Annotated in this window: 20 protein-coding genes and 1 tRNA gene; 11 read left to right on the top strand and 10 right to left on the bottom strand. The window is 64.3% G+C overall.

The genetic code is table 11. The features are described 5' to 3' along the window. Positions 1–362: 362 nt before the first annotated feature. Positions 363–437: transfer RNA gene (locus P6U24_RS08735), tRNA-Val, on the bottom strand. Between the two features lie 111 nt (positions 438–548). After that, complete coding sequence (gene cpdR / locus P6U24_RS08730; protein ID WP_015669438.1) at positions 549–908, bottom strand: cell cycle two-component system response regulator CpdR; 360 nt, start codon at positions 906–908, stop codon at positions 549–551. A 339-nt stretch (positions 909–1,247) separates the two neighbouring features. Between cpdR and P6U24_RS08725 the strand changes: the two genes are divergently transcribed. The 4 genes from P6U24_RS08725 to P6U24_RS08710 all read left to right on the top strand — a co-directional run bounded on the left by P6U24_RS08725 (position 1,248) and on the right by P6U24_RS08710 (position 6,691). Further along, positions 1,248–2,132, top strand: a complete 885-nt coding sequence (locus tag P6U24_RS08725; protein ID WP_407158731.1) for an N-formylglutamate amidohydrolase — start codon at positions 1,248–1,250, stop codon at positions 2,130–2,132. Positions 2,133–2,667: 535 nt separating this feature from the next. Continuing rightward, entirely contained in the window at positions 2,668–3,450 is a 783-nt protein-coding gene (gene hisN / locus P6U24_RS08720; RefSeq protein ID WP_407158730.1) for a histidinol-phosphatase, read from the top strand. Between the two features lie 201 nt (positions 3,451–3,651). After that, positions 3,652–5,622, top strand: a complete 1,971-nt coding sequence (locus tag P6U24_RS08715) for a methyl-accepting chemotaxis protein (RefSeq protein ID WP_407158729.1) — start codon at positions 3,652–3,654, stop codon at positions 5,620–5,622. 100 nt (positions 5,623–5,722) lie between these two features. Beyond that, positions 5,723–6,691 carry a Bug family tripartite tricarboxylate transporter substrate binding protein gene (locus P6U24_RS08710; RefSeq protein WP_407158728.1) on the top strand — a complete coding sequence of 323 codons (969 nt, stop codon included), beginning with the start codon at positions 5,723–5,725 and terminating at the stop codon, positions 6,689–6,691. A 2-nt stretch (positions 6,692–6,693) separates the two neighbouring features. On the opposite strand, the gene P6U24_RS08705 is transcribed toward P6U24_RS08710, so the two are convergent. Further along, the gene (locus tag P6U24_RS08705; RefSeq protein WP_407158727.1) at positions 6,694–7,584 is read right to left on the bottom strand and encodes a LysR substrate-binding domain-containing protein; all 891 of its coding nucleotides are present in this window, start codon (positions 7,582–7,584) and stop codon (positions 6,694–6,696) included. 88 nt (positions 7,585–7,672) lie between these two features. Between P6U24_RS08705 and P6U24_RS08700 the strand changes: the two genes are divergently transcribed. Continuing rightward, positions 7,673–8,428 (top strand): sulfite exporter TauE/SafE family protein, encoded by a 756-nt coding sequence (locus P6U24_RS08700; protein WP_407158726.1) that lies wholly within the window; start codon positions 7,673–7,675, stop codon positions 8,426–8,428. Here the strand turns inward: P6U24_RS08700 and P6U24_RS08695 are convergent. After that, positions 8,416–9,054 (bottom strand): LysE family translocator, encoded by a 639-nt coding sequence (locus tag P6U24_RS08695; protein ID WP_407158725.1) that lies wholly within the window; start codon positions 9,052–9,054, stop codon positions 8,416–8,418. The genes P6U24_RS08700 and P6U24_RS08695 overlap by 13 nt on opposite strands. 187 nt (positions 9,055–9,241) lie before the next feature. Here P6U24_RS08695 and P6U24_RS08690 point away from each other — a divergent pair, with 187 nt between their 5' ends. Together P6U24_RS08690 and P6U24_RS08685 are read left to right on the top strand one after the other, a co-directional pair. Beyond that, positions 9,242–11,044 carry an adenylate/guanylate cyclase domain-containing protein gene (locus tag P6U24_RS08690; protein ID WP_407158724.1) on the top strand — a complete coding sequence of 601 codons (1,803 nt, stop codon included), beginning with the start codon at positions 9,242–9,244 and terminating at the stop codon, positions 11,042–11,044. Between the two features lie 156 nt (positions 11,045–11,200). After that, a complete protein-coding gene (locus tag P6U24_RS08685) occupies positions 11,201–14,002 on the top strand; it encodes a di-heme-cytochrome C peroxidase (RefSeq protein WP_407160399.1) in 2,802 nt (933 codons plus the stop codon). A gap of 649 nt (positions 14,003–14,651) precedes the next feature. On the opposite strand, the gene P6U24_RS08680 is transcribed toward P6U24_RS08685, so the two are convergent. Further along, positions 14,652–15,923, bottom strand: coding sequence for a vanadium-dependent haloperoxidase (locus tag P6U24_RS08680; RefSeq protein ID WP_407158723.1), 1,272 nt, complete (start codon positions 15,921–15,923; stop codon positions 14,652–14,654). Between the two features lie 404 nt (positions 15,924–16,327). Here P6U24_RS08680 and P6U24_RS08675 point away from each other — a divergent pair, with 404 nt between their 5' ends. Continuing rightward, positions 16,328–17,545, top strand: a complete 1,218-nt coding sequence (locus P6U24_RS08675) for an MFS transporter (RefSeq protein WP_407160398.1) — start codon at positions 16,328–16,330, stop codon at positions 17,543–17,545. A gap of 273 nt (positions 17,546–17,818) precedes the next feature. On the opposite strand, the gene P6U24_RS08670 is transcribed toward P6U24_RS08675, so the two are convergent. Further along, positions 17,819–18,298 (bottom strand): Crp/Fnr family transcriptional regulator, encoded by a 480-nt coding sequence (locus tag P6U24_RS08670; protein ID WP_407158722.1) that lies wholly within the window; start codon positions 18,296–18,298, stop codon positions 17,819–17,821. Between the two features lie 239 nt (positions 18,299–18,537). Then, positions 18,538–19,602, bottom strand: a complete 1,065-nt coding sequence (locus tag P6U24_RS08665; protein WP_407158721.1) for a ketopantoate reductase family protein — start codon at positions 19,600–19,602, stop codon at positions 18,538–18,540. Positions 19,603–20,040: 438 nt separating this feature from the next. Here P6U24_RS08665 and P6U24_RS08660 point away from each other — a divergent pair, with 438 nt between their 5' ends. Beyond that, on the top strand, positions 20,041–20,751 hold the full coding sequence (locus tag P6U24_RS08660; protein ID WP_407158720.1) for a hypothetical protein: 711 nt from the start codon (positions 20,041–20,043) through the stop codon (positions 20,749–20,751). On the opposite strand, the gene P6U24_RS08655 is transcribed toward P6U24_RS08660, so the two are convergent. After that, the gene (locus P6U24_RS08655) at positions 20,746–21,591 is read right to left on the bottom strand and encodes a tetratricopeptide repeat protein (protein WP_407158719.1); all 846 of its coding nucleotides are present in this window, start codon (positions 21,589–21,591) and stop codon (positions 20,746–20,748) included. The genes P6U24_RS08660 and P6U24_RS08655 overlap by 6 nt on opposite strands. An 87-nt stretch (positions 21,592–21,678) precedes the next feature. Beyond that, a complete protein-coding gene (locus P6U24_RS08650; protein WP_407158718.1) occupies positions 21,679–22,626 on the bottom strand; it encodes an alpha/beta fold hydrolase in 948 nt (315 codons plus the stop codon). A gap of 194 nt (positions 22,627–22,820) precedes the next feature. Here P6U24_RS08650 and P6U24_RS08645 point away from each other — a divergent pair, with 194 nt between their 5' ends. Together P6U24_RS08645 and P6U24_RS08640 are read left to right on the top strand one after the other, a co-directional pair. Beyond that, the gene (locus tag P6U24_RS08645) at positions 22,821–23,300 is read left to right on the top strand and encodes an Hsp20 family protein (protein WP_407158717.1); all 480 of its coding nucleotides are present in this window, start codon (positions 22,821–22,823) and stop codon (positions 23,298–23,300) included. Positions 23,301–23,466: 166 nt separating this feature from the next. Continuing rightward, positions 23,467–24,237: an alpha/beta hydrolase gene (locus P6U24_RS08640; RefSeq protein ID WP_407158716.1), complete on the top strand. Its 771-nt coding sequence runs from the start codon at positions 23,467–23,469 to the stop codon at positions 24,235–24,237. Between the two features lie 192 nt (positions 24,238–24,429). Here the strand turns inward: P6U24_RS08640 and P6U24_RS08635 are convergent, their stop codons facing one another. Then, positions 24,430–25,260 carry a hypothetical protein gene (locus P6U24_RS08635; protein WP_407158715.1) on the bottom strand — a complete coding sequence of 277 codons (831 nt, stop codon included), beginning with the start codon at positions 25,258–25,260 and terminating at the stop codon, positions 24,430–24,432. Positions 25,261–25,733 lie beyond the last annotated feature (473 nt).

Below are 25,733 nucleotides of genomic sequence, written 5' to 3'. Positions count from 1 at the left end.
TCGTGTCCCGGCAGGAGTGCGGCTCACCAGATAGCGATAACGCCATCAGATGCGCCGCCTCCTCGTCAGGTCCGCCCTGCCGGAACGAGCCGAGATTGCTCCGAAGGCTGCATCCTTGCTCTGCGCAGATCGTCATGATCGACGCTCGCGGATTGACTCAACAAAAGTAAGTTTAGCGATCGGCTTGACTGGAGGCCAATCCCGTCGCGCCGAACGCGCGCCATCAACTCATCATGCTTGCGGATCGTGCCATGAGCATCTCGCGCGACGTGGCGCCAGACTGGGACCAGCAAAGATGCCGACTGCTTTCGGAGGATCGGGCTGAACAGGGTAAACCCGTTCAGGATCATCGGCCTGGCCGATGGTGGGCACGACAGGGATCGAACCTGTGACCCCTACCATGTCAAGGTAGTGCTCTCCCGCTGAGCTACGTGCCCAAAAACCAAATCGTCATGTTCGGGTGGGGTCCCTATATCGGCTCCCACGCGGACAGGCAAGGACGCAAAGCCACTGAAACCCGGATAAATTCGCCTCCGCGGCGGCTGGTTTCAGGCGGCCAGCATCTTGTTGACCTCGCTGACCAGCTCGCGCAGGTGCACCGGCTTGGACAGCACCTTGGCGTTCTTCGGCGCCTCCGAATCGGAATTCAGCGCAACAGCGGCGAATCCGGTGATGAACATGATCTTGATGTCGGGATCGAGCTCGGAGGCCCGGCGGGCGAGCTCGATGCCGTCCATCTCCGGCATCACGATATCGGTCAGCAGCATCTCGAACGGCTCCTCGCGCAACCGTTGATAGGCCGACATCCCGTTATCATGGTGCGACACCTGGAAACCGGCATTTTCCAACGCCTTGACCAGGAAGCGGCGCATGTCGTTATCGTCTTCGGCGAGGAGGATCTTGTGCATGGCGAGGGGTCGCTTGAATCCCGAGGAGATGAGGGGCGGCTGCCGTCACTAAGCCTGACGGACGGTAAATTTGGGGTGAAAGAGTGCTTCACCCCATCGGACATCTGCAAGGCAATTTCAGGGCCGGACTGCGCCTTCCGTCAACGCGGGCGCGTCCTCGCTCAATCTAAGATATGTTCCATGGAAGTCGTGAACTTTTTCCTTGCTTTTTGCTTGGCAGAGCGGCCGGGATTGCCGACAATGCGGCGTCAAATCAAGAGTCCACGTCGCCAGAGCCTTGGATGGCCGCGACAACCCGGCAAGACCTGCGGACTCAGCCAGAGGGAACGGCGCCCGACCATGACCGAGTTTGATGGCGAATTGCCGCCGTTCGAGATCGTGGAGCCGGCCCAGTGGCGCGCGCCCATCATCTTCAACTCGCCTCATTCAGGGTCGGTCTATCCGAAGAGCTTTTTGAACGCTTCGCGGATCGATCTGGCGACGCTGCGCCGCTCCGAAGACTCGTTCATGGACGAGTTGATCGCGGATCTGTCCAACCGCGGCTTTCCGGTGGTGCGGGTCAATTTTCCGCGCTGCTATGTCGACGTGAACCGCGAGCCCTATGAGCTCGATCCGCGGATGTTCGCCGGCCGCCTGCCGAGCTTCGCCAACACCCGCTCGATGCGCGTGGCCGGGGGGCTCGGCACTATTCCGCGCGTCGTCGGCGACGGCCAGGAGATCTATCGCGACCGCCTCAGCGTGGAGGAGGCGCTGCAACGCATCGAGATGCTGTACAAGCCCTATCATCGGGCCCTGCGGCGGCTGATCAACCGCGTTCACCAGCATTTCGGCACGGCTGTCATCGTCGACTGCCATTCGATGCCGTCGGTCGGTGTCTCCCGCGACGAGCCGCGGCGGCCCGACATCGTGATCGGCGACCGCTACGGCACGAGTTGCGCGCCGTTGCTGGCTGACCTGGTCGAGAAGGTGATGAGCGGCCTCGGCCACTCGATCGGCCGCAACAAGCCCTATGCCGGCGGCTTCATCACCGAGCACTACGGCAACCCGGCTAGCGGGCTGCATGCGATCCAGCTCGAGCTCAATCGCGCCATCTACATGGACGAGCGACGCCGCGAGCGCGGGCCGCGCCTCGCCGAGATCGCGTCCGACTTCACGGTGCTGGCCGAGGCGCTGGCAAATGTCCCGCTGGGTGATCTCGGCCCGTTCCAGGCTGCTGCAGAATAAGGAGCTCCGCCCGCGATCGCTGGCCGACTGCGCCTGCTCGGGAAATAGCGGACGCGACGCACCCCGTCCTGTCTCGCGGAAACCGTGCCCGAAAAAAAGGGCCGCTTGTGAAAACAAGCGGCCCAAGTCTAGGGAGGAAACGCCCAAGGAGGGCAGCGGTAACGCGAAGCGCTACCGCACCGCAACAATATGCGTTCGCGCTGCACAAAGCGCAAGGGTTTTTCTGCCGATTCCCATGCAAAAATCGCAAGGCCGGGTCCCATCTACGTCGACCCATGCGGGCTTTTTATATCGGATTCCAATGACTTGATCGGGAATTCCAATCCAGGTGAAGCTGATCGATGTTTCGGTATCGCTTTCGTGAACAGCCCGAACGCAAGTTGAAGCGCACGTGCCAGATCGAGGTTCCATGCCGCCAGCCAGCGATCGGTAACCAACATGCCAACGGCCCCGTTCCATCTTCCGATGCAGAACCGCCGCATTTGAGCTAGGCATAGGTTTGCGAGTTCCTCGATTCCTCAACGAAGGATGTGTTGTGACGGTCATCGATTTCTCCGCCTTCATCGGCCGCCTGGCGACTGCCGCCGGGGAAACCATCCTGCCCTTCTTCCGGACCTCGCTCTCGGTCGACAACAAGAGCGAACGCCAGGAGTTCGATCCGGTCACGGAAGCCGATCGTGCTGCCGAAGCGGTGATGCGGCGCTTGATCAAGGCCAGCTTCCCGCAGCACGGCATCGTCGGTGAGGAATTCGGCAACGAGCGCGAGGACGCCGATTACGTCTGGGTGCTCGACCCGATCGACGGCACCAAATCCTTCATCGCCGGCTTCCCGATCTGGGGCACGCTGATCGCACTGCTGCACAAGGGCATGCCGGTGTTCGGGATGATGAACCAGCCTTTCATCGGCGAGCGCTTTTCCGGCGACAACGGCGTCGCCAACTATCGGAACAGCCATGGTGAGCGGCGGCTCGCGGTGCGGCGCTGCGGTTCACTGAAAGAGGCCATCTGCTACACGACGAGTCCGCGGCTGATGAACGACCCCGACCGCGCCATCTTCAACCGGGTCGAATCCGAGGTGCGGCTGTCGCGTTATGGCGGCGACTGCTACTCGTATTGCATGCTGGCGGCAGGTCATCTCGACCTCGTCATCGAGACCGAGCTGAAGCCCTATGACATCGCGGCCCTCATTCCGATCGTCGCTGGCGCCGGCGGCATTGTCACCAACTGGGACGGCGGTCCGGCCCAGAGCGGCGGTCGCATCATCGCTGCTGGCGATCGGCGCGTGCACGAGGCCGCGCTGAAGCTGCTGCGGGATTAGCGCGGACGGCGGCCAATCCAGTCGGCGTCTCGATAACCCCTTCCCCTTCGCTGCCGACAACGGAATCCCGTATTTCCCCGGGCGCGTCTGCGCACGCCGGGATGCATTGCCTTAACGAGCCCTTGACCGAACGCTGCTTAGGCTTGCCGCATTGAAGACGGCCGCCCCCTTGGTGCGATCACCCGCAGGCACGGACGTGATATGATTGGGTTCTCCTTTCGCCTGACCCACAAGGTCATGGCCATCGCCTTGATCGGCCTGTCGAGCCTCATTGCGTTCGGCGCCATCTATCTCGTCGGCCGTGCCTCGCAGGATGCTTCGCGCACTGCAGCGACGAATGCCCGCGCGATCGCCGATCTCAACCACAAGCTCGCGAACGACATGCTCGACGCGCGACGGGCCGAGAAGGACTTTCAGCTGCGCCGTGATCTGGCCTACGCCAAACATCATGCTGAGATCAGCGCCGAGATTGGCCGCGAGCTCGCCGAGCTGCGCAGCGCAACGCGCGCCGGCGGCTTTGCAGCGCTGGCTGACAAGGTCGATACCGTCGCCAAGGGCTTCGAGAACTACAATAAGGAATTCGCAGCCGTGGAGCAGGCGGAGGTCCGTCTCGGGCTGAACGAGACGCTCGGCCTCTCCGGCTCGCTGCGCGGTGCGGTGCACGACATCGAGGCCAAGCTGAAAGATATCGACGATCCCCGATTGACCAGCGGCATGCTGATGATGCGCCGGCACGAGAAGGATTTCATGCTGCGGCGTGATGCGAAATATGTCGGTGAACTGACAAAGAGCGCGACGGAGTTCGCGAAGGCAGCGGCAGTTGCCGAACTCGCGCCGGCCATCAAGGCCGACATCGCCCAGAAGCTCGCGAAATACCAGGCGGATTTCGGCGCCTGGGTCGAAGGCGCGCAGGATACGGCACGCCACAGCGCAGCAATGTCGAAGCAATATGCCGAGATCGAGCCCGTCATCACCGAGATCGGCAGGGATGTCGCCGAGCGCTACCGCCTCGCGCAAGCTGCGGAGACCGAGACCGCCGCTCCGGTGAAGCAGTGGATGCTGGTCACGCTCATCCTGGCGCTTGTTGTCGTCGGTGCCGTGTCGTTCTTGATTGGCCACGGCATTTCGCAGGCGATCCGTGCCATGGTGAGCGCGATGACGCGGCTCGCCAAGGGCGATGCCGCCGTCAATGTCCCGGGCATGGGCCGCCGCGACGAGATCGGCGAAATGGCTAGCGCCGTCGACGTGTTCAAGACCAATATGATCGAGGCCGAGCGGATGCGCAGCGAGCAGGCAGCGATCGAGCAGCGCCAGCGGGCGCAGCGCAAGGACGACATGAACCGGCTGGCCGCCGGGTTCGAGGTCGCGGTCGGCGAGATCATCGAAACGGTGTCGTCGGCATCGACCGAACTCGAGGCGTCCGCATCGACGCTGACATCGACGGCCGAGCGCGGCCAGTCGCTCGCCACGCGCGTAGCCTCGGCCTCCGAGGAAGCGGCTGCCAGCGTGCAATCGGTAGCCTCCGCGACCGAGCAATTGTCCGTCTCCGTCACCGAGATCGGCCGGCAGGTGCAGGAATCCGCGCGCATCGCCAGCGAGGCCGTCGATCAGGCGCGTCGCACCAACGAGCGTGTCAGCGAGTTGTCCAAGGCCGCGAACCGGATCGGCGACGTCGTCGAACTGATCAACACCATCGCGGGCCAGACCAACTTGCTGGCGCTGAACGCGACCATCGAGGCCGCGCGCGCCGGCGAGGCCGGCCGCGGCTTTGCGGTGGTCGCTTCCGAGGTCAAGGCGCTGGCCGAACAGACGGCGAAGGCGACCGGCGAGATCGGCCAGCAGATCTCCGGCATCCAGGCCGCGACCGCCGAATCGGTGGACGTCATCAAGGAGATCTCTCACACCATCGAGCGGCTGTCGGACATCTCGTCGACGATTGCCGCGGCCGTCGAGCAACAGGGCGCGGCAACGCAGGATATCTCGCGTAATGTCCAGCACACCGCGCAAGGCACCCGCAGCGTCTCCGCCAACATCACGGACGTGCAGCGTGGCGCGACGGAGACCGGCTCGGCTTCCGCCCAGGTGCTCTCGGCGGCGCAATCGCTGTCGCAGGAAAGCAACCGGCTGAAGCTCGAAGTCGGCAAATTTCTCGAAACTGTGCGCGCGGCCTGAACGACCCGAGGCTCTGTCCATCGCTTCCTGCGGCATGATAGGCTCGTCCCCATCAACAAGGCGCCAAGCCCTGGATCGTAGGGAATTGGGAGGAGCAAGGATGCGTCGAAGAGGCACGTTGCTGCTGAGCCTGGCGCTCCTGATCTCGCCCGTCGTCAGTCCCGCCGACGATTTTCCAATCAAGCCGATCCGGCTGATCGTGCCATTTCCGGCCGGTGGGCCTAACGACATCATCGCGCGCGTGGTCGGACAGCGCATGTCCGAGCTGTTCAAGCAGACGGTGGTGATCGATAATCGCGGCGGCCAGGGCGGTGTGCTGGGCACCGATGCGGTCGCCAAGGCTGCGCCAGATGGCTACACCATCGCGATCTCCAGCGCAGGCGCACTCGCGATCAGTCCGTCGATGGAGAGGGTCGCCTATGACACGCTGCAGGATCTCGCGCCGGTGACATTGGTCGCGACGGTGCCGGAGATGCTGGTGGTGGCACCCGACGTGCCCGTGAAGGATATGGCCGGGCTGATCGCGCTGGCGAAGTCCAAGCCCGGCCGCCTCAATTTCGCCTCCTCGGGTCCCGGCAGCCTGCCGCATCTCGCCGGCGAGCTGCTTCACCTGACGGCCGGGATCGACATCGTCCACGTGCCCTATCGCGGCGCGGCGCCGGCGGTGAACGATCTGATCGGGCAGCAGGTGCAGATGGCCTTTCTCGACCTGCCGGTGCTGCTGCCGCAGATCAAGGCCGGTTCGCTGCGGCCGATCGCTATCGGCTCGGAGCTGCGCGCGCCGACCGCGCCCGATGTGCCGACCTTGGCCGAGGCCGGCTATCCCGCACTTCGCATCGAGAACTGGTACGGCATGGTTGCGCCGAAGGGCACGCCGGATGCGATCATCGCCACGTTGAACCGCGTCGCTCGCGAAGCGATGGCCGATCCGACCGTGAAGGCGAAGCTGGCGGACCAGGGTGCTGCGCTCGCCGGCGACAGCCCGGAGCATTTCCGCAGCTTCATCGAGGCCGAGATCAAGCGATGGGCCGGTGTCATCAAGGACGCCGGCATCGAGACCGCGAAGTAGTCTCACACCGCTGCCTTGCGTAAATGATCGACCAGCAGTTTCGCTGGCCGCGGCAGCGCCTTGAAGCTGCGCGCGCAGATCACGAGCTTGCGGTTTGCAAACGCGTCGCGCAGCGTCAGCACTGCGATCGGCATGGTGCGGGCACAGCGCCGCGCTGCGGCCTCCGGCACCACCGCGATGCCGACGCCTGCCGCCACCATCTGGCAGATGGTATCGAAGTCGCGCAAGCGGGCACGGACGTGCAGCCGCATGCCGAGCCGCGCCGCATGCTTCGAAATGTGGACCTGCAGCGCGGTGGCCTGGGTCAGGCCGATGAAATCGTGGCCCGCGGCCTCGACGAAATCGATCTGCCGGCGGCCTGCGAACGGCCCGCGTCGTGAGGCAACCAGCATCAGACGGTCGGCGCCGAACACGAAGCGTTCGATCGTGTCGGGCAGCGCATGTTCCGCGGCAAAGCCGAGATCGGCAGAGCCTGCGGCGATTGCCGCGGCAATGTCGGTGCTCTCGCGCTCCTCGACATCGACATTGATGTCGGGATTGTCGCGCAGGAAGGCGGCGAGCGCCTTCGGCAGATGCTCGGCAAGGCCGACCGTGTTGGCGAGCAATTGCACGTTGGCGCGCAGGCCCGAGGCGAAGCGCGCCAGCTCGCCCTGCATCGCCTCGACATTATGCATGATCAGCCGCGCATGATCGAGCAGGCTCTCGCCGGCCGCAGTGAGCTCGACGCCGCGGCGCCCGCGCTTGAACAGCGCCACCGCAAACGCCTCCTCCAGCCCCTTGATCCGCGCGCTGGCTGAGGCCAGCGCCAGATGCGCGCGATCGGCGCCGCCGGTGATGCTGCGGGCGTCGGCGATCGCAATGAACAGCCTGAGATCAACCAGATCGAACCGCATCGCGTCCTCTTGAGGCTTCGCCTTCAGCGAAGGCTGTCTCCGTAACCTCCAGATTGTGCGCCAAAGCCCGATCAGTCAATGTCCTGACATGACCGACCCGATGCTCATCTTCATTGCTGCCGCGCTGCTGCTGGCCGGCTTCGTCAAAGGCGCACTCGGCCTCGGGCTGCCGACCGTCTCGGTCGGCTTGCTCGCGGTTGCGATGCCGCCGGGCCGTGCGCTTGCGATCGTGATCGTGCCGGCCGTCATCACCAACATCTGGCAGACCTTCGTCGGGCCATATCTGCATGACATCGCGCGGCGGCTGTGGCCGCTGATGCTCGGCACCGTCATCGGCATCTGCCTCAATGCGGCTGCGCTGAGCCACCCATCGACCGGCTTCGGCAACATCGCGCTCGGGCTGCTGCTCGTGATTTATGCCGTGATCGGCCTGTCTAAATTCGCCTTCAGCGTGGCGCCGCAAAACGAGAAATGGATCGGCGGCATCGTCGGCCTCGTCACCGGACTGATCTCGGCCGCGACGGGCATCCAGGTGGTGCCCTCGGTGCCCTACATGCAGGCGATCGGGCTGGAGAAGGACGAGCTGATCCAGGCGCTCGGCGTGTTCTTCACGGTCGCGACCGTCACGCTCGCCTTCAACCTCACGAGCTCGGGCCTGATCAGCAGCGCGACCGCCCTGCCCGGCGCCATCGCGATGGCCTGCGCCTTCATCGGCATGTATATCGGCCAGGTCGCGCGCTCGAAAATGCCGGCAGAGACGTTCCGCCGCGTCTTCCTGATCGCGATGATCCTGCTCGGCCTCTATCTCGCGGGCACCGCGGCCTGCGAACTCTACCGCGCCTGAAGCATCGCGATGCGGACGCCGAAATAGACGAAGCAGCCGCCGATCGCGCGGTTGACCCATTGCACCGCGCGTTGCGCCTGCCTGATCCGCCCGGCGGTGCGCGCGGTGACGATCGAGACGCCGAGCAGCCAGATCACCCCGTTGAAAACAAAGGTGACGCCGAGCGCGATGAAGGCTAGCGCCTTGTGCGGGGAATCGGCCATGACGAATTGCGGCAGGAAAGCCAGGAAGAACAGCGCCACCTTGGGATTGAGCACGTCGGTGAGCGCGCCCTGCCAGAATACCGCGCCGAACGATGCCGGCGCCCGCTCGGCCCGGCTGTCCTCTTTCGCGGCCGATGGCCGCGAGAGCAACATCGTAATGCCGATATAGACGAGGTAGGCCGCGCCCAGCCACTTCACCACGGTGAACGCCATCGCCGAGGCCGCCAGCAGCGCTGAGAGCCCAAGCGCCCCGCCGAACACATGAACCAGGCATCCGGTGCTGATGCCGAAGGTGGCCGCCACGCCGCCGCGCCATCCCGTCTGCAGGCTGCGCGCCACCACATAGGCGGTGTCCGGGCCCGGCGTTATGTTGAGCAGCAGCGCGGAGACGAAGAACAGCCAGAAATCGTGAATTCCGAGCATGGGCAATCCGCCTCATCCCGCCGCTGATGCCGCGGCATTGTGTCGTCTGGCCTTGTCTTACCCGCCACACGGCATGATCTGCAACGGTGACGGGCGGCCGAGGCCGGCGGATCCAGAGCCGCTCGCGCAAAAGCATTGGATTTGGCGGCCATTGCCGTGGTATCGCCCCTGTGGGAGCACAGGAGCAATGGAAAGACGCCTCGCTGCCATTGTCTGCGCTGACGTGGCCGGCTACTCGCGCATGATGGGCGCGGATGAAGCCGGCACGCATGCCGCATTCAAGGCTCATCGCAGCGCCATCCACCCGATTATTCTCAACCATGGCGGCCGGTTCGTGAAGAACACCGGCGATGGGTTCCTGCTGGAATTCCCGAGTGTCGTCGGCGCCATCGAGGCCGCGGTTGCGATGCAGACGCTGATGGTTGAGCGAAATGCTCACCTGCCAGCCGAGCGGATCATGCAGTTCCGCCTTGGTGTCCATATGGGTGACGTCATCGTCGACGAGGACGAGGTATTCGGCGAAGGCGTCAACATCGCGGTCCGGCTCGAGGCGGCAGCAGTGCCCGGCGGCGTATCGGTGTCTGCCAAGGCCTATCACGAGGCCAGCAAGCATCTGTCGGTGACGTTCACCAACGCCGGCTGCTTTCGCTTCAAGAACATCGAGGAGACGATCAACGTCTGGACCTGGGCGCCAGGCGGCGCCGAGCAGGAGCGCGAGCCGCGCAGCGGGGCCAGCCTGCCGCCGCAATATCGGACCGCGATCGTTGGCGTGCTGCCGTTCACCAACCTCAGCGATGAAGGCGACGAATATTTCGCCGACGGTCTTGCCGAGGACCTGATCCACGCGCTGTCGCTGCAATCCTTCTTCCGCGTGCTGAGTCGCAACGCCACCTTCGTGTTCAAGCACGCCGGGCTGAGCGCGCGCCTGATCGCCCGCGAGATCGACGCCACCTATCTGATCCAGGGCACGGTGCGCCGCGCCGGCCAGAAGATCCGGGTGACCGCCGAGCTCGTGGCGCCGGAAAATGGCGAGCAGCTCTGGGCCGACCGCTATGATCGCGATATCGACGACGTGTTCGCTGTTCAGGACGATATCACCGCCAATCTCTGCGCCGCGCTGATTCCGGAGATCTACCGCGCCGAAGCTGCAGTCCCGGCCCGCTCCCTGATAACAGACATCACTGCCTGGGACCGTTTCCTGCGTGGATTGTCGCATTACTATCGACCCACCAAAACGGATTACGAGCGCTCGATCGCGCTGTTCCGGGAGGCGATCGCGCTCGACCCCGCGCTTGCCATCGCTCATACCTATCTCGGCACCATCCTGCTGCAGGGCGTACATTTCGGCTGGATCAAGAACAGCCGCGCATTGTGGGACGAGGCGATGCATCTCGCCGAGACCAGCGTCCAGCTCGCCCCCCGCTCCTCCTTCGCCTATTCGCTGCTCGCCTATGTCAACGCGATGGAGGGCCAGCACGAGCCGGCGATGGAGGCCGCGCGCAAGGCGGTCGCGCTGAACCCTTACGACATGGGCGCCCGCGGCGTGCTCGGCGTCTGCCATTTCACGATCGGCGAGCACGACCATGCGATCGAGCTGTTCTCGACCGCCGCCCAGCGCGGCAACAGCGACCCGCGCTATCAATGGGGCGTGCTGACGGCGTTCAGCCACTACCTGCTCGGCCAGTATGATGCCGCGATGTCGTGGGCGCGCGAGTGTTACTACGAAAACCCCAATCACATGCAGTGCATGGCAATCCGCGCCGCAGCCCTGGCCCAACTCGGCCGGCCGGAGGAGGCAAAGCAGGCGGCCGAGCTGCTGCGCGATCGCTATCCCTGGCTCACGGTCCAGCGGCTCTTGAGCAATATTCGCTGGAAACGGCCAGAGGATATCGCCCGCTATCGCGAAGGTCTGCTGAAAGCCGGCCTGCCGGCCTCTCAGGGCAATGTGGTCTGGATCGATCCGTCGATACGGCGCGCCGGCGAATCCTGACTCTGCAAGGTGCCGTTGACACCGCATCCGGCTGGTCAACATCCCCAAAAAAAGGCGTGATATCTGCATTCGTGTGGGCTGGATCACGGGGACGGTGACCGGTTTTGCACTATTCGTTACATCCATCCGTACTCCCGGGGGATGCAATTCATGGCCATGCAAGAAGACGACGGCCGCGCCGGTGATGCGCTGCCGGACCAGGTGGCCGTTTCCAAAGACAATCCGTGCCCGTTCCTGCGCGCACTGGTGGCCAACGGCTTCATCGAGGGCGGCACCGTGCCGCTGTCGGCGATGAGCCGGACCATCGAGGCTGCGAGCGGCGAGCGCGGACTGCGGAAACGCCTGGTCGGCATCAAGACCTTCGGCGTGGCCCTGATCGCCAACGGTCTCGACCCGTTGCGGCTGTGGCGCACCCTGCGTCACGGCGTGGAGCCCGACCATCTGCGCAACGGCCCGCTCGACAAGCATGGCGGCGGCTCGCGCATCCTTGATGCCAATGCGCAGGTCCATGACGTTCAGCTCGACCGGCTGGCGAAGTTCGCGAGCGACTGGCCAAGCCCCGATGGCGGCTTCGAACTGGGGCTCAATGCGACGCAGATCAAGGCATTCATGCGGGCCAATCTGCAGCGCGATGGGGCGAAAGCGCTCTGGTACTTCCCTCTGCTGATGAAGGGCGAATGGCCGGTGCTGCTGCGCGTGATGGGCAGGGGCTCGGGCAAGACCCGTTACCTCAGCGTCGCCGAGGTCCGCACGCTGTTCAAGGCGCGCGAATTTCCCAGGCGCATCGTGTCGCGGCTGATGACAAAGCCGATGCCCAGCACCGTGGTGGTGTGGTTCGGCCGACTTGCTCTGGGCGTGCTTGCGCTCGGCGTGCTCGCGCTGGCGGCCGTGCTCGCGATCGGCCAATTCCCCGATCGGCTCGGCCCCATGGCCGCCCCGCTGATGCCGGAGAAGCTCGCGCAACTCATTCCGCCGCCGCTCCCGCCGCGCAAAGTGACCGAGAGCGCCTATTGGCTGGAGCAGAACTGGAGAACCGAAGACAGGCACTGGTTCCACCATGTCTCGCAGGGTACGGCGACGTTCCCCGTTCCCTACACATGGTTCATGGCGCTGGAGCAGCCTTATTTCAGCATCACGAGACCCGGACTGCTCTCGGAGAGCGCTTATCTCGAACGGTTCGGCTTCATTCCGAGCACCAAGTCGGTCAGCACCGATGCGATGCAGTTGCAGGCCGCCGGGTACACCTCCACGTCCGACGCCCAGATCGAAGCCGCACCAGCGACCGTCATTGCCGGACTCAAGCCGACTCCGGCCGACAATCCCGACGGCCTGCCGGTCGGCTTCGCCCGCCTGAGCGGCGCTGGCAATCCGGTGACGGGCGCGAGCGAGCCCGACAAGATCGGACTGACCTGCGCGGCCTGCCACACCGGCAGCATCAGCTATAAAGGCACCAGCATCCGCTTCGACGGCGGCCCGGCCATGGTGGATCTGCGCAAGCTCGAACAGGTCGTCGGCCTGTCGTTGTTCTACACGACGAAGATCCCTACGCGCTTCTCGCGCTTCGCCGACCGCGTGCTCGGTCCGGATGCCGGTGATGGCGCGCGCGAGAGGCTGAAGAAGGGCCTCGATGCCGCGCTCGACTTCGCTTTGAACACCAAGGAAACGCGATATCAGGACGCGATCAAAGCCAAAGGTCAGGTCGCCACCTATGAAGGGTTCGGCCGGCTCGATGCGCTGAACCGCATCGGCAACGAGGTGTTCTATCTCGACATGGCAAGGAGCGGCCTGTCCGATTTCGCCGATAACCAGGAGGCCGTCAGCGCGCCAGTAAGCTTCCCCCCGATCTGGACGGTACCGTGGTTCTCCTGGGCGCAATATGACGCCTCGATCTCGCAGCCATTGGTCCGTAACGCCGGCGAAGCGCTCGGCGTCTCGGCCGCGATCAACCTGTCGCCCGACACGGTGCGCGAAGACCTTTACCGGTCGTCGGTCGCGATCGAAAACCTCGACCGCATCGAGAAGATGCTGCGCGGGCCCAATCCGTTCGCGTCTTCCAAGCCGACCTTCAGCGGACTCACCTCGCCGAAATGGCCGGGCAAGCTGTTTGCCGGCGACCCGGCCTGGACGATCGATCCGGCCCGCGTCGCGCGAGGCCGCAAGCTCTATGCCGAGATCTGCGTCGAATGCCATCTCGGTCCGGTCAACGATCCCGTGTTCGACGACACCTACCCGGACAAGAGCTTCTGGAAACCCGGCAACGGTCACTGGAACAGCAACGGGCCCGTGCTCAACCTGGTCGAGAAGCCGGTCGACGACATGGGCACCGATCCCGGACAGTCCAACATCCTTCGCTATCGTACGGTGAAAATGCCGGGTTTTCTCGGCCTCGATCCGGCGAAGGACCTGAAAGGATGCCGCGGCGTCGCGCCGACCTCCACCACCGAGATGCCATATGCAACGGCGCTGATGGACGTCGTGCAGAAGGCGAGCGAGAAATGGATGGACGATCACCATCTCTCCGATGCCGACCGCAAGGCGCTGCTGGAGGATCGGCCGAACTGTCCCAACCCGGCGAAGGACCCGATCTATCGCGCACGGCCGCTGAACGGCGTCTGGGCCACCGCGCCCTATCTGCACAACGGCTCGGTGCCCTCGCTGTTCTGGATGCTGACCCCGGCGGCGGATCGGCCGACCTCGTTCTGCCAGGGCCCGCGCGACTACGATCCGCGGGATGTCGGCTTCCGCGTTCCGCCCGGCGGCGAGCATTCCTGCGGCACCGGCGAGACGCGGTTCGCGACGACGGACGAGAACGGCAAGCCGATCAGCGGCAACAGCGTGATGGGTCATTCCTTCGAAGGCCCGCATATCGACAACTACAACTATCCGAAGGGCGTGATCGGGCGCGGCTTCACCGTGGACGAGCGCTACGACCTGATCGAGTATTTGAAGACGTTGTGAGATCGGTGCCTGCTGGATTGCTTCGTCGCTTCGCTCCTCGCAATGACGCATGCCTCACTTTTCGCTTCACATGTTAAAACAACAAACGAGCGACCGCGTTCTCGCGACGTATCCGCCCGAGCTGTGCATCATCGATCGCCCTCGATAAATACGGAGGGCGCAGGGAAGGCCGGGAGCTCGCCGCTCCCATGGCCCGCCTGCAGAAAAGAATGCAGGCGGCAGTTACCACAGGCTCGGCCAAGACATCCCGGCCTTCCCTGCGCGAATGGGTTACGGCTTATACGTGCTCTCCTCGGGGACCGGCTCTCTTGCCCCCGTGTCGCGACAATGCGCGTTCCGCGCATTGCGCTGGGCCTCAGCACCGGGAGGCCAGGACCACACGATTTCGCCGTCCGCGTTCAGCGCGTTCGTCCGCATGAATGAACATGCTGCGCGCCGATCGCGGCCATCGCATCCCACCTCCACGTTCGTGACGATCGCGATACGCCCTCCTTAAGAGGAGGCGGGACGCGACAATTCATGCAGCTGATTTGCCCGACGAGGCAAGCTGATGCTTTTTTCCAGAAGGGCTGGACAGGTTTTTCCGAAGCCTGCCCGTCGGGCAAATCACTTGCGGCCCGCTTATCGCCGTCATGCTGCAAGCCAGAGCCTAACGTCCCGACGTTTGGACCGGCTGCATGACATTCTTCGCAACATACTCGCCGATCTGAAGGCCCATGTCCGTGCCCACCCGGGTCGAGAAGCGGTAGTGGAAGCCGGCCCATATCCGGGCATTGGCAACCTCCTCCATGTAGGCCGTCATATCGGTGAACCGATGCGTCACGCCCGGAGCTGTCGGGCTTTTCATCTCGATTTCCGGAATCAGCTCGCTCCCGAGCGCGGTCTTGATGACGCCTGCGACTGCTCCGCTCGAGATGCAGTGCGCGCACGGATATTCGGGATGCATCGGCGTGACGGCAATCGGCTGCCAGGTCGCTTCAACTTCGGTGGCAGGGTTGCCGTCGATATCCCCGTTGCGAATGGCGGTGATCGGGCGCCAGAAGTTGTAGTGGTATTTCGCATCCATGACTGCGACAAGCGCGTCGTTGATCGCAAACGACACGAGCGCCATGAACCGGGCGCTATCGACGACGTCCATCTGCTTGGCGATCACGAGCTGCCGCGTGAACGGATGATAGGCGGCCGGTCCCACCGTGAGCCAGAAGCGCGCCGTCTCGGTCTGTTGTTCGGTCCGCTTCGCGCTGGACCGCCGACCATAATCCTTGATCTCGTTGTAGTCTCTTGCCCAATCCTCGCTGTCGAGGGCGACCGGCGGCTTCGGCCGGAATTGGGATGGCTTGGCGATGGCGAACGGCGTCAGATCCGGCCACATCGAGCTGACGGTCATCGCCGTCGGCACGTAGACACCAGGCGAGGTTCGCGGCCGGTAGGCATCCGGCGCATCGCAACCATCCTGCGCCCGCGCCTCGATGACCTTTGCTGCTATTGCTTCGCCGAGCTTGATGCCATCCGATTTCGCGGCCCCCTCGGGGATCGATCCCAGATAGGCCGCCAGCGCGGTCTGCATGTCGCCAGCCGTTTTTCCATCAATCGTCGCCAGCACCGCGGCGGCTGCGGCCGCGGCAGCCGCCTCCTTCGAGGTGGCGGAGTCGGCGGGCAACTGCGTCAGATACGGACGATATCGTGGCTCGATCGAGTTCACCGCATCGAACATTGCGGCATGGACGATCGCCATCAGCCGCTCCATCTCAGGCGGGGTTTTGCCGAGGCTCGCCATTGGGGCAATGACCGCGACAGCCTTGTCGTCCCAATCCGTGATGACGTTGGCGGCTGCAGACAACGGCACACCGACGGCAAGCGCAGCGCCGATGATGATGGCTGACACCGAATGGCTTTTCTGAGAGGCAGGAGAAGCAGGCATATTTCCCTCCTCAAATCTGTTGCAGATCAGGCGAGACCGCTGCACGCGCAGCGAGCCGCACCGCTGAAACGACGGATGAAATTGCGTTGCTTGATGGAACGAGTCGCCACGTGTACTCCCCAGGAGCCTCGACGACGTCGAACCGGCAGACTACCACGAAGGTCTCGACCTGGAGGGTAAATAAGCCCACTTCGCAGCTTCGATTCTGGGACATCCATCATGCAGAGAAGCCCGGCGCATATGCACCTTATGCGCCTTTCGGCGTTGTCAGAGCACGGGATTGCCCGATAATCGACGTCGTCACCTTCTGCAGGAATCCAGACTTGTCACGAGATTTGTCCACCGCAGCAGCATCAAGTCCCGTTGGCGTGAAGCGGGCGGCGTTCGCCGCCACGATCGGCAACATGCTGGAGTTCTACGATTTCATCACCTACAGCTTCTTCGCGATCCAGATCGGGCACACCTTCTTCCCGGCGCAGAGCGAATATGGCAGCCTGATGCTTTCGCTCGCCACCTTCGGCGCCGGATTCATCACCCGCCCGATCGGCGGCATCGTGCTCGGCATCTATTCGGATCGGATCGGCCGCCGGCCGGCGATGCTGCTCAGCTTCGCGCTGATGGGGAGCGCGATCATCGTGATCTCGATCACGCCGTCCTACAACACGATCGGCCTTGCCGCCCCAATCATCGTGATCATCGCCCGCATGCTGCAGGGATTTGCACTTGGCGGCGAGGTCGGCCCGACCACCGCCTATCTGCTCGAGATCGCCCCGCCCGAACGGCGGGCGCTGGTGATCTCGCTGCAGCCGACCAGTCAGGAAATCGCCGCCACCGCGGGCGCACTGGTCGGCTTCATCCTGACCCAGACCATGACGCCTGCGGAGCTCGAATCCTATGGCTGGCGGATCGCATTCCTGATCGGCGCGATCGCCTTACCGTTCGGGCTCTGGATGCGCCGGACGCTGCCGGAGACAATCCCGCAAGGCGAGAGCGGTGCCAGGCGGTCTGAGGAGTCGGGCCATTTGAAGCTGGCGCGCCGGCATGGTCGCGTGATCGCGCTGGCGCTGATGATCCTGGCGAGCGGCACCATCTCAACCTACGTCACGCAATACATGACGACCTATGCGCAAGATACGCTGCACATCGCGCCGTCTGTCGCCTTCGCCACCTCGCTGGTCAGCAACGGGCTGCAGATCATCGGCGCCCTGCTTGGCGGCTGGCTGGCCGATCGCTACGGCCGCAAGCCGATCATGATCGCGCCGCAAATCGTCGTGCTGCTGTTCACCTATCCGACCTTCCTGTGGATCGTCGGCGCGCCCGGCGGCTGGTCGCTGCTGTTCGGCTTCGGCGCGTTGTCGCTGATCGGGTCCCTGCCCTTCACCGCCTTCTACGCGACCTTCACCGAGGCGCTGCCGCAAGCGATCCGCGGCGGCGTGTTCGCAACCATCTACGCCGTCGCGATCGCGAGCTTCGGCGGCACCGCCCAGCTCGTCGTCACCTGGCTGCTGCATATCTCCGGCAATCCGCTGGCGCCCGCGTGGTACCTTCTGCTCGCCGCCGCTGTCGGACTGCTCGCGATGGCACTGATGCCGGAGACCGCGCCGGTGAAAGGCGGCAAGTAGCTCGGAAGAATCGAGGCGGCTGGTGAGGGCCGTAGCCCGCATGAGCGAACGCGACATGCGGGAATCCCGGGTGTCGCTGCGCTCACCCGGGCTACGCTTGCTGATGCCGGAGACGGCACCCCGTGAAGGGCGGCAAGTAGCTCGGAAGAATCGTGGCAGCCGGTGAGGGCCGTAACCCGCATGAGCGAACGCGACATGCGGGAGTCCCGGGTGTCGCTTCCGCCGTCGCCCTTCGGGCTATGGCGGACAGGTCACCCGGGCTACGCTTCCTGCTCATTCGCCGATGTGCAGCTTCAACAGCTCGGCAATGCGGGCGTCGGCGCGGCGGAGCCGGCGGCACAGCTCGCGGTTGATGTTCTGGATCACCAGGACATAGGCGTGGATGTCGCTTTTGTAGCAGGTGTAGAGCGCTCTTGCCGTGAGCTCGTACAGCACGGTCGGGGTCGCGGCGACAACGCTGGCCGATCGGTTCTGCATCTCGATCAAGGTCATCTCGCCGAAGAAATCGCCGGCCGCAAGATCGGCGATGGGAATGATGTCCCCGGAGGCTCCGCGCTTGCTGACCGCAAGCTCGCCGGAATGCACGATGAACATCGCGTGGCCCGGCTCGCCTTCTGCCACGATGGTAGCGCCGGCTTCGAAGCGGCGCTCGACCAGCATCGAGACCAGGAGATCGAGGCTTGCGTCCGGGAGGCCGCCAAAGAACGGCGTGGCGAGCAGGAACGCTTTCAGATCGGGGGAGCTGACAGCCATCGGGCAAGTATACGCCCGCGCGAAATGCCGACAAGCGAACGACCTCGACGCGACGCAGCAATACACCAGAGCCTTTTCCGGTCCGATTGAATCGGAACGCGGCTCTAGCTTTTTGTCGTGACGCGTTTTCTTGACGCGAACCGGTGTCCACTTCGCTTGAAAACGCTCTATGCGGGACGCCGACTACACAGACGGCGGACCCGCATGGGCATCAGCGCCATGCGCATCACAGCTTGGCGTCACGACGCGCCGGAGCCGCCCACCACGATCTTTTCGTTCAGCTTCTGATCGACCGTATCGACTGTTCGGTCGACCTCGGCATTGGGCATGCCGAGCTGATGCGAGATCAGCTTCACCAGGAGGTCGACCCGCTCGATGAACGGCGCGCCGGCGGCAACTGCGCGCGCCGCCGATGATGGCTTGAGCAAGCTCTCCGCCGCCTTGGCGTATTTCTCGAACGGCACCTGATCCATGGGGTCGGCGCCAAGGCGTCGAGCCACCGCATCGACATGCTCGTAGATCGACCGCGACAGATTGAGGTCGCCGTGCACGGCATCGCGGATCGACTGCGGCTCCTGCGGGGTGATGCAGCGGTAATTGCCGGTCAGCAGCATTGACCATTTGGCAAGCGGCACGAACAACGACGAGAACACCTTGAGCTTGACCGGCACGTCCTGGCCGGCCAGCGTCACTGCATCGATATCAGCCTCGAGCTCGCGCAGCAGCGCGGTGTGCCGCTCCTCAGTGAACGCCGCGGCCTTGAAGTTGGTCGGCAGTCCGACGTGAAGCACGTTCGGCGCCTCCTCCGGTGGACGGAAGGCCTGCGGGTCCGGCGAGCACAGCGACACCAGCCCCGGCTCGAACCGCTCCCACACCTGGGCATTGGTGTAGGCCTCCTCCAGCTCCATGTCAGCCAGCGCGGGTATCCGCTTCAGATAGGGCAGCGGCGGCATGTTCATGATCGACAGGCACGGCAGCTTCGCCAGAGCGATCCTAACCATCAAGGCCCGGATCGTGTGGTTGGTGTATTGCGGCTCCTGCATGGCGAGGCCGACCAGGTCGTAACGCGAAAGATCGACGTCCTGCGGCGGCTTTGCATCGAGCCTGCCGGGCAGATCGCGAGAGAAGATCGCGCGGTGCTCCGCCTCGTCGCGCAGCTTGATGCGCACCTCGGTGCCGTCACGGTTGATCAGCTCGGCCGTGTTCTTGCGGCACACCAGCGTGACATTGTGCCTCGCCATCAGAAGCTTCGTCGCCAACAGAGAGCCATAGGAAGCTCCCAGGATCAGAATGTTGCGCGCCATGCTCTCCCTTTCCCGGACGTGCCGGAATTCCTCCATCGTGTTGTCCTCTTCTCACGAGAGGTACCCATCTCTATCGCAACCGAATAGGAACTACAACAAATCGGGGAAGCTGCATCGAGCCGTTCCGGTGTTCATTGCAATCGCAAATCGATCGATAACAAATCGGCAATGCCGTTCGATGGAAGGCCGATGGAGAGAGAAGCGAGCTGGGTGGGCGAAGCGACCAGGCCGCAACGACGCGCGACCTATCCACGTCATTCCGGGCCGGCGGAACGCGCGAAGCCGGGAATCCATTTCACCGCGGTACATGAGGCGGATCTGGTCAAAGAGATGAAGTCGCGCGGGCAGTAACTGTCGCGGGTCGCCTGGATGGTCTTGCAATCCATCGCGCGTCGGGCTTCCGTAGGCGCGAGTGAGAACAGCAGCACCGGGGCGCAGATGTCCGACAACGATCACCTCACGATCGAATTCCGTTGTCCGAAGGAGCTTGAGGGGCTGCTACCGCAGCCTGTCCCTGCGGCGATGGGCATTCCCGATTGGCTCAAGGCGATGCCGAGCACAGCCTTCAGCGCGCTCAATCAGAACGATGAGCAGACCGTCAAGCGATGCCCGCCTTTCGTTGACGCGATGACCTGCGGCTTTCTCATCCCCTTGATCTGCGATCTGAGAGTTGAGGACGGTCAGATCACGTGGGACAACGAGCTGCCGCCGGGCGGAGCGATCGATTTTCCGCGCTCGCCCGTCAGCTTCCACGATCAAGCGCAACTCACGGGCTCGCCGCTCTTCGAAGCCGACCGATTCGTCGTCAAGTTTCACAATTTGTGGACGATCGAAGCTCCGGAAGGCTACGCGTTGTTGTTCACGCATCCGGTCAACCGCTTCGATCTGCCGTTCACCACGTTGACCGGCCTGGTCGATTGCGATCGATACCACGATACGTTCGTCCATTTTCCGGCGCATTGGCACAACACGGCGTTCCGCGGCGTCCTGCCCAGAGGGACGCCTGTTGCGCAGTGCATTCCAGTCAAACGGCAGGACTGGAAAGCGCGCTTTTCCTCGTTCACCGATGAGAAGACCAGGGAGGTTCAGGAGCTGCGCGCCGCACTCAAGCGGGAGCAAGGATTGTACCGCAGAAAGTTCAGGTCATGATCCGCTTCCGGCGGCGTTCCCCACCAGAAATTTCGCAGCGGCGCTCGGACGGAAGAAGAAGCGGCCATGTGAGCAACCGGCAAGCGCGTAAGCTGCCCGGGCAAGCAAATGAGGCCGTCCTCGCAGCATGACCCGTAGCGCGGTCTCGGCGGCATCCCGTTCCCCCAGTTCGAGGAGACACATCGCCAGATGGGCGCGTGACTGGGTATCGTCAGGCCGCAGGCCAAGCGCGTTTCGTAAGGTGCCGGCCGCCTCGGCGTAATCTCCGTCGAGAAACTGAACCATGGCGAGCTCGGTCAGAATGTCGGGGCGCCCCGGCGCCGCGACCCGCGCAGCCTCGAGATTTGCACGCGCTCTTGCGCGATCATGGTCCTGAAGGCACAGGCGTGCCAGATCGACTTTCAAGTCGACGCTTGCAGGGGAAAGTGCGAGACCATCCTCGATGACAGAGATCGCCTCGCCGAGCTGTCCGGCCTTGGCGAGCCGGCCTGCGAGCTCCTGAAACACCGGCAGATAGGGCGGGCGCCGTGCCGCGGTTTCGCGCAATTGCGCGATCCCCTCCGCCGCGCGCCGGGCGTCGCACAGCGCCGCACCGAGCAGGGTCTCGATCTCTGGATCGCTGGCTCGACGTGCGGCCTTCTCGAGCGGCGCAATCGCCTCGTCCGCGCGGTGCTGGCCGAGAAGCGCATGAGCCAGAATGAGCAGGGCGGTCCGGTCCGTGCGATTGGATTTCAGGACCTCGGTTGCGTGCTGCTCCGCACGACTGAACTGCCGCGTTCGGAGCGCGATCGAGGCTTGCTGCAGGGCCTCCGCATGCAACCTGTTCTTGCGCTCTCTCACGATCCGCCGCCGCAACCTCTCGGAGCAACAGCTCTAACCTGCCGGCGCCGGGGTGTCCAGCAACACGCGCCTCGTCGCACGCCAGCCTCAGCCAAACAGCGGCGTACCCGGCACGAAGGCATCGAACGCGGCCCAGAACTGGCTGCGATAGCGGTCCTGCTCCTGCAGGATTTCATGTTTGGCGCCGGCGATGACGAGATGCGAGCCGGCGCGCAAGTGATAGGCGAACTCCTCGATCGCCGGCGTCGACACCACAGTGTCGCTGGAAGCTGCCAGCATCAGGATCGGCTGGCGGATCTGCGAGGGGTAGTTCATGCCGCGGAACGTGACCATGGCGCTGAAGGCGGCATCGGCCCAGGCGACCGTCGGCGAGGCGATGCCGAGCGTCGGGTCCTCTTCCAGGATCGCGGCGTTGCGCGCGTACCGCACCGGATCCGATGTGACGGGATTGCCGACGAAAGGGCCGAGCCCGGCGATCTCATCATTGCCGCCGGGCACGTAGCGGCCGCCCTGCCCCGCAAAGCGCAAGGTGCGCAGCAAGAGCCGCGCGGGCAGCCCGGTGCGCTTGCCCGGCAGGTCGATCATCGGCGCCGTCAGCACGATGCGGTCGAACCAGCGCTTGCCCGCATAGGAGAGCCGCAGCAGCACCGTGCCGCCCATCGAATGCGCCAGCGCGAAATAAGGCGGCGGGCAGTCCGGCAGCACCACCTGCTGCACGAAGGCCTCGACATCGACCTCGTAGTCGGAGAAGGAGCGCACATAGCCCTTGCGCGGATCGCGCAGCCGCCGCGAGGAATGGCCCTGGCCGCGCCAATCGATCATCGCCACCGCAAAGCCGCGGTCGCGCAGGTCGCGCACCGTCTCGAAATACTTCTCGATCATCTCGCTGCGGCCCGAGAACACGCAGACGGTGCCCTTGCGGCCCGACGGCGGCGCCCAGCGCGCAAAGCGCAGCTCGGCGCCATCGGGGGTCTTGATGGTGCCGGTCGTGACGTTTTCGGGGACGGGATTGGCGGGAATCGAGACGAGCGTCATGGGGCGCCATCGAATAGGTGAAAGGGGTGCGGAATCAAGGGCGGGACCTGCGAAAAAACAGCCCATGGCGAAACCTTGAACGAGGGCTTTCTGCACCTAAATCAGCACCGTGCAGGCCGGATCCGGCTGCACGACAGCCCGGCCCGATGGCGGGCGGGTTGCTTGCAACAGTCGCTCAATGGAGGACTTTGACCATGCGTACCTACGACCTCACCCCGTTTTATCGTTCCACCGTCGGCTTCGACCGTCTCTTCAACCTGCTCGACCAGGCCACCTCCGACGGCAGCCCCGGCTATCCCCCGTACAACATTGAGCGGACCGGCGAGAATGCCTATCGGATCACCGTGGCGGTATCCGGCTTCTCCAGGGATGAGCTCTCCCTCGTCGCGAAGGAAAACACGCTGACGATCAAGGGCGAGAAGGTCGCCAATGAGAACGGCAAGGCCAAGAGCGAGGTGCTCTATCGCGGCATCGCCGCGCGCGCCTTCGAGCGCTCCTTCCAGCTCGCCGACCATGTGACGGTGAAGAATGCGAGCCTCGAGAACGGCCTCCTCCACGTCGACCTCGAGCGCGAGATTCCGGAAGCCAAGAAGCCCCGCAGCATTCCGATCTCGACCAGCGCACAAGGCGCGCCGCAGGTGGTCGACGGCTCGGCCGAGAAGGCCGCCGCCTAAGGCTCACACAAATCGTATCGTTCGTATCCGAAACGCCCCGGGAAACCGGGGCGTTTTTCTTTTGCGATGGCCGTACACCGATCAATCGATCGTGACGCGGCGTAACGCTGTGCCGCTCCATGTCGAAACATGAGCGATCCCGCTCGGGACAAGCAAGGAGCCTGCAATGCATATCCTACGCACCACCCTCGTCGCCGCCACCTTAATGGGTGCGACTTTGATCGCCACGAACCCCGTCGCGCAGGCTGCGCCGCCGAAGGCCACCAATGTCGTGCTGGCGCACGGCGCCTGGGCCGACGGTTCGAGCTGGGCCAAGGTCATTCCTTATCTGCAGGCCGCCGGGCTGAAGGTCACAGCGGTGCAGAACCCGCTGACCTCCCTCGCCGACGCTGCGGCCGCGACCCGGCGGGCACTGGCATTGCAGGACGGCCCGACCGTGCTGGTCGGCCATTCCTGGTCCGGCACGCTGGTCAGCGAGGTCGGGACCGATCCGAAGGTCACAGCGCTGGTCTATATCGCGGCGCGCGCACCGGATGCAGGCGAAGACTTTCTCAAGCTGGCCGGCCAATTTCCGAACCCGCCGGCGCGCGCCGGCATCGTCGACCATGACGGCGAGACCAAATTGTCCGAGGACGCCTTCCTGAAGTACTTTGCCAATGGCGTCGATGAGACGACGGCGAAGGAGCTCTATGCGGTGCAGTGGCCGACCGCGGCCTCGATCTTCGGCAACCGCACCACCGCCGCCGCCTGGCACGACAAGCCGTCATTCTATGCGGTGTCCAAGCAGGACAAGACCATCGATCCCGATTTCGAGCGCTTCCTCGCCAAGCGCATGAAGGCAACCACGATCGAGCTCGATGCCGGGCACCTCTCGCTCGTGTCGCATCCGAAGGAGGTCGCGGATTTGATCCTCAAGGCTGCGGGGCAGCATGAGTAGTCAGGCCGCTCGCTTCGAGCACGCCGCTTGAGAAACAAAGACTGTCATGCCCCGCGAAGGCGGGGCATCCAGTACGCCGAGGCGGTCGTGAAAAATCGAGTTGCTGGTGTTTACTGGATCGCCCGCCTGCGCGGGCGATGACAGTTTTTGTGTTGAAACGGCTCGCGTCCGAGATGCAGCTACAAGAGCGCTCTATTCCAGCCCCTGCGCCGGCGGCATCTTCTCGGTCGGCAGGATCTGCGGTGCAGGCTTCTGCTCGGCCGGTACTTGCTGCGGAGCGGCGGCCGGCCTCGGCTGCACCGCCGCCGTCTGCGGCGCAGGCGCCGCCGGGCGCGTCGCGGGTACGGCGGGCTTCGGCGCCGGCATCGCGCGGCTCGCCATCTGCGGCCCCACGGGAGCGGCTGGCGCCGCCTGCAAGAGGTGCGGATCGGCCTTGATCACGGTCGGCGGCGGCAGGCTATCGAGGCTGGCGCGCGGCATGATCGGGGCCGGCCGTTCCCGGCCCGGCTCATAGCGCATCCGCTCATACTGCTCGCCCCACTGGAACGCCGGCACGAAACGGATGATGCGGCCCGAGCGGGCATCAATCAGCAGCCGGCCATCCTCGCCGTCGCGGTCGAGCACCGAGATCACATAGGTATAGCCGCGCTGCCGCGGCTCGCCCAGCGGCGAGAAGCCGTTGTCGCGCGCAATGGCGTAGACGGCACGCACCGGCAGAAATGCCGGGGCATAACCATAGTCCGGCCGATAAGGCTCGGGGCGATAGGCATCCGGGCCGTATACCGGAGCTGGCGGCCGGTAGCCGTAATCCGGTCCCGGACCGTAGCCATAGCGCGGCGCGGGCGGCGGTACCGGGGCCGGTGGCGGAGGCGGCGCTTCCGAATAATAGGGTTCGTCAATGTCTGAGACCGTCCGATAGAGCGGCGATGCGCTCGCTCCCGACGAAACCAGCGGCTCAGCCTGCGCGCCTGCCGTTGCCGCGACAAGCAAGGTCGCCGAGACGGCCCCAATGACTAGCTTCATGACCAAAGCTCCTGATAAGGCCCCGAAAAGTGGAGCATTTTCGCATCCACCGTTCCGGCCTGACGTTCGATTCCGATTCAGGCGGTCCTTGGTCGGCGCTGCGGCGGGATCAGGGCACCTCGTTTCAGCGTGAGGCCGCCACAGCAAAAGACTGTGACAAATGACACGACAATTCGCAGGCAGGACACCAGCCACGCTTGTATGCTAGAGAAAAGTTTGGCATGGTTGCAGTTAGGACAGGATGACTGTCTCAAATTTCCTTGCAAAGGCGGTACAGACTTTGCAATGAAATTTCGGCGCCCACGGTCGGGCGCTAAGGAAGTTGCCAGGCTTGGCCGTCCGTCGGGGACGTTTTCACCGGGACGCCCGCCTGAATTCTGAAAATGCGGCTCGCTGATGAGGACGAGCGTGGGCTCCGGATGAGGGCCGCGCTGCGCCCGGGGTGCGCCGGACGGTGGTGGTTAAAGGCCAAG

The organism is Bradyrhizobium sp. STM 3557 (genome assembly GCF_045571465.1).
Classification (GTDB): domain Bacteria; phylum Pseudomonadota; class Alphaproteobacteria; order Rhizobiales; family Xanthobacteraceae; genus Bradyrhizobium.
The sequence above is the reverse complement of the archived record's forward strand: the minus strand, read 5'-3'. Positions and strand labels throughout refer to the sequence as shown.

What these genes read in the sequence shown, in the direction of transcription:
- P6U24_RS08670 (WP_407158722.1), bottom strand. Translation starts at nt 18,298, where the DNA reads ATGGCTGTCAGCTCCCCCGATCTGAAAGCGTTCCTGCTCGCCACGCCG.
- P6U24_RS08690 (WP_407158724.1), top strand. Translation starts at nt 9,242, where the DNA reads ATGGAAAGACGCCTCGCTGCCATTGTCTGCGCTGACGTGGCCGGCTAC.
- P6U24_RS08700 (WP_407158726.1), top strand. Translation starts at nt 7,673, where the DNA reads ATGACCGACCCGATGCTCATCTTCATTGCTGCCGCGCTGCTGCTGGCC.
- P6U24_RS08645 (WP_407158717.1), top strand. Translation starts at nt 22,821, where the DNA reads ATGCGTACCTACGACCTCACCCCGTTTTATCGTTCCACCGTCGGCTTC.
- P6U24_RS08675 (WP_407160398.1), top strand. Translation starts at nt 16,328, where the DNA reads ATGCTGGAGTTCTACGATTTCATCACCTACAGCTTCTTCGCGATCCAG.
- cpdR (WP_015669438.1), bottom strand. Translation starts at nt 908, where the DNA reads ATGCACAAGATCCTCCTCGCCGAAGACGATAACGACATGCGCCGCTTC.
- P6U24_RS08640 (WP_407158716.1), top strand. Translation starts at nt 23,467, where the DNA reads ATGCATATCCTACGCACCACCCTCGTCGCCGCCACCTTAATGGGTGCG.
- P6U24_RS08680 (WP_407158723.1), bottom strand. Translation starts at nt 15,923, where the DNA reads ATGCCTGCTTCTCCTGCCTCTCAGAAAAGCCATTCGGTGTCAGCCATC.
- P6U24_RS08695 (WP_407158725.1), bottom strand. Translation starts at nt 9,054, where the DNA reads ATGCTCGGAATTCACGATTTCTGGCTGTTCTTCGTCTCCGCGCTGCTG.
- P6U24_RS08665 (WP_407158721.1), bottom strand. Translation starts at nt 19,602, where the DNA reads ATGGCGCGCAACATTCTGATCCTGGGAGCTTCCTATGGCTCTCTGTTG.
- P6U24_RS08725 (WP_407158731.1), top strand. Translation starts at nt 1,248, where the DNA reads ATGACCGAGTTTGATGGCGAATTGCCGCCGTTCGAGATCGTGGAGCCG.
- P6U24_RS08660 (WP_407158720.1), top strand. Translation starts at nt 20,041, where the DNA reads ATGTCCGACAACGATCACCTCACGATCGAATTCCGTTGTCCGAAGGAG.
- P6U24_RS08710 (WP_407158728.1), top strand. Translation starts at nt 5,723, where the DNA reads ATGCGTCGAAGAGGCACGTTGCTGCTGAGCCTGGCGCTCCTGATCTCG.
- P6U24_RS08705 (WP_407158727.1), bottom strand. Translation starts at nt 7,584, where the DNA reads ATGCGGTTCGATCTGGTTGATCTCAGGCTGTTCATTGCGATCGCCGAC.
- P6U24_RS08685 (WP_407160399.1), top strand. Translation starts at nt 11,201, where the DNA reads ATGCAAGAAGACGACGGCCGCGCCGGTGATGCGCTGCCGGACCAGGTG.
- P6U24_RS08650 (WP_407158718.1), bottom strand. Translation starts at nt 22,626, where the DNA reads ATGACGCTCGTCTCGATTCCCGCCAATCCCGTCCCCGAAAACGTCACG.
- P6U24_RS08715 (WP_407158729.1), top strand. Translation starts at nt 3,652, where the DNA reads ATGATTGGGTTCTCCTTTCGCCTGACCCACAAGGTCATGGCCATCGCC.
- P6U24_RS08635 (WP_407158715.1), bottom strand. Translation starts at nt 25,260, where the DNA reads ATGAAGCTAGTCATTGGGGCCGTCTCGGCGACCTTGCTTGTCGCGGCA.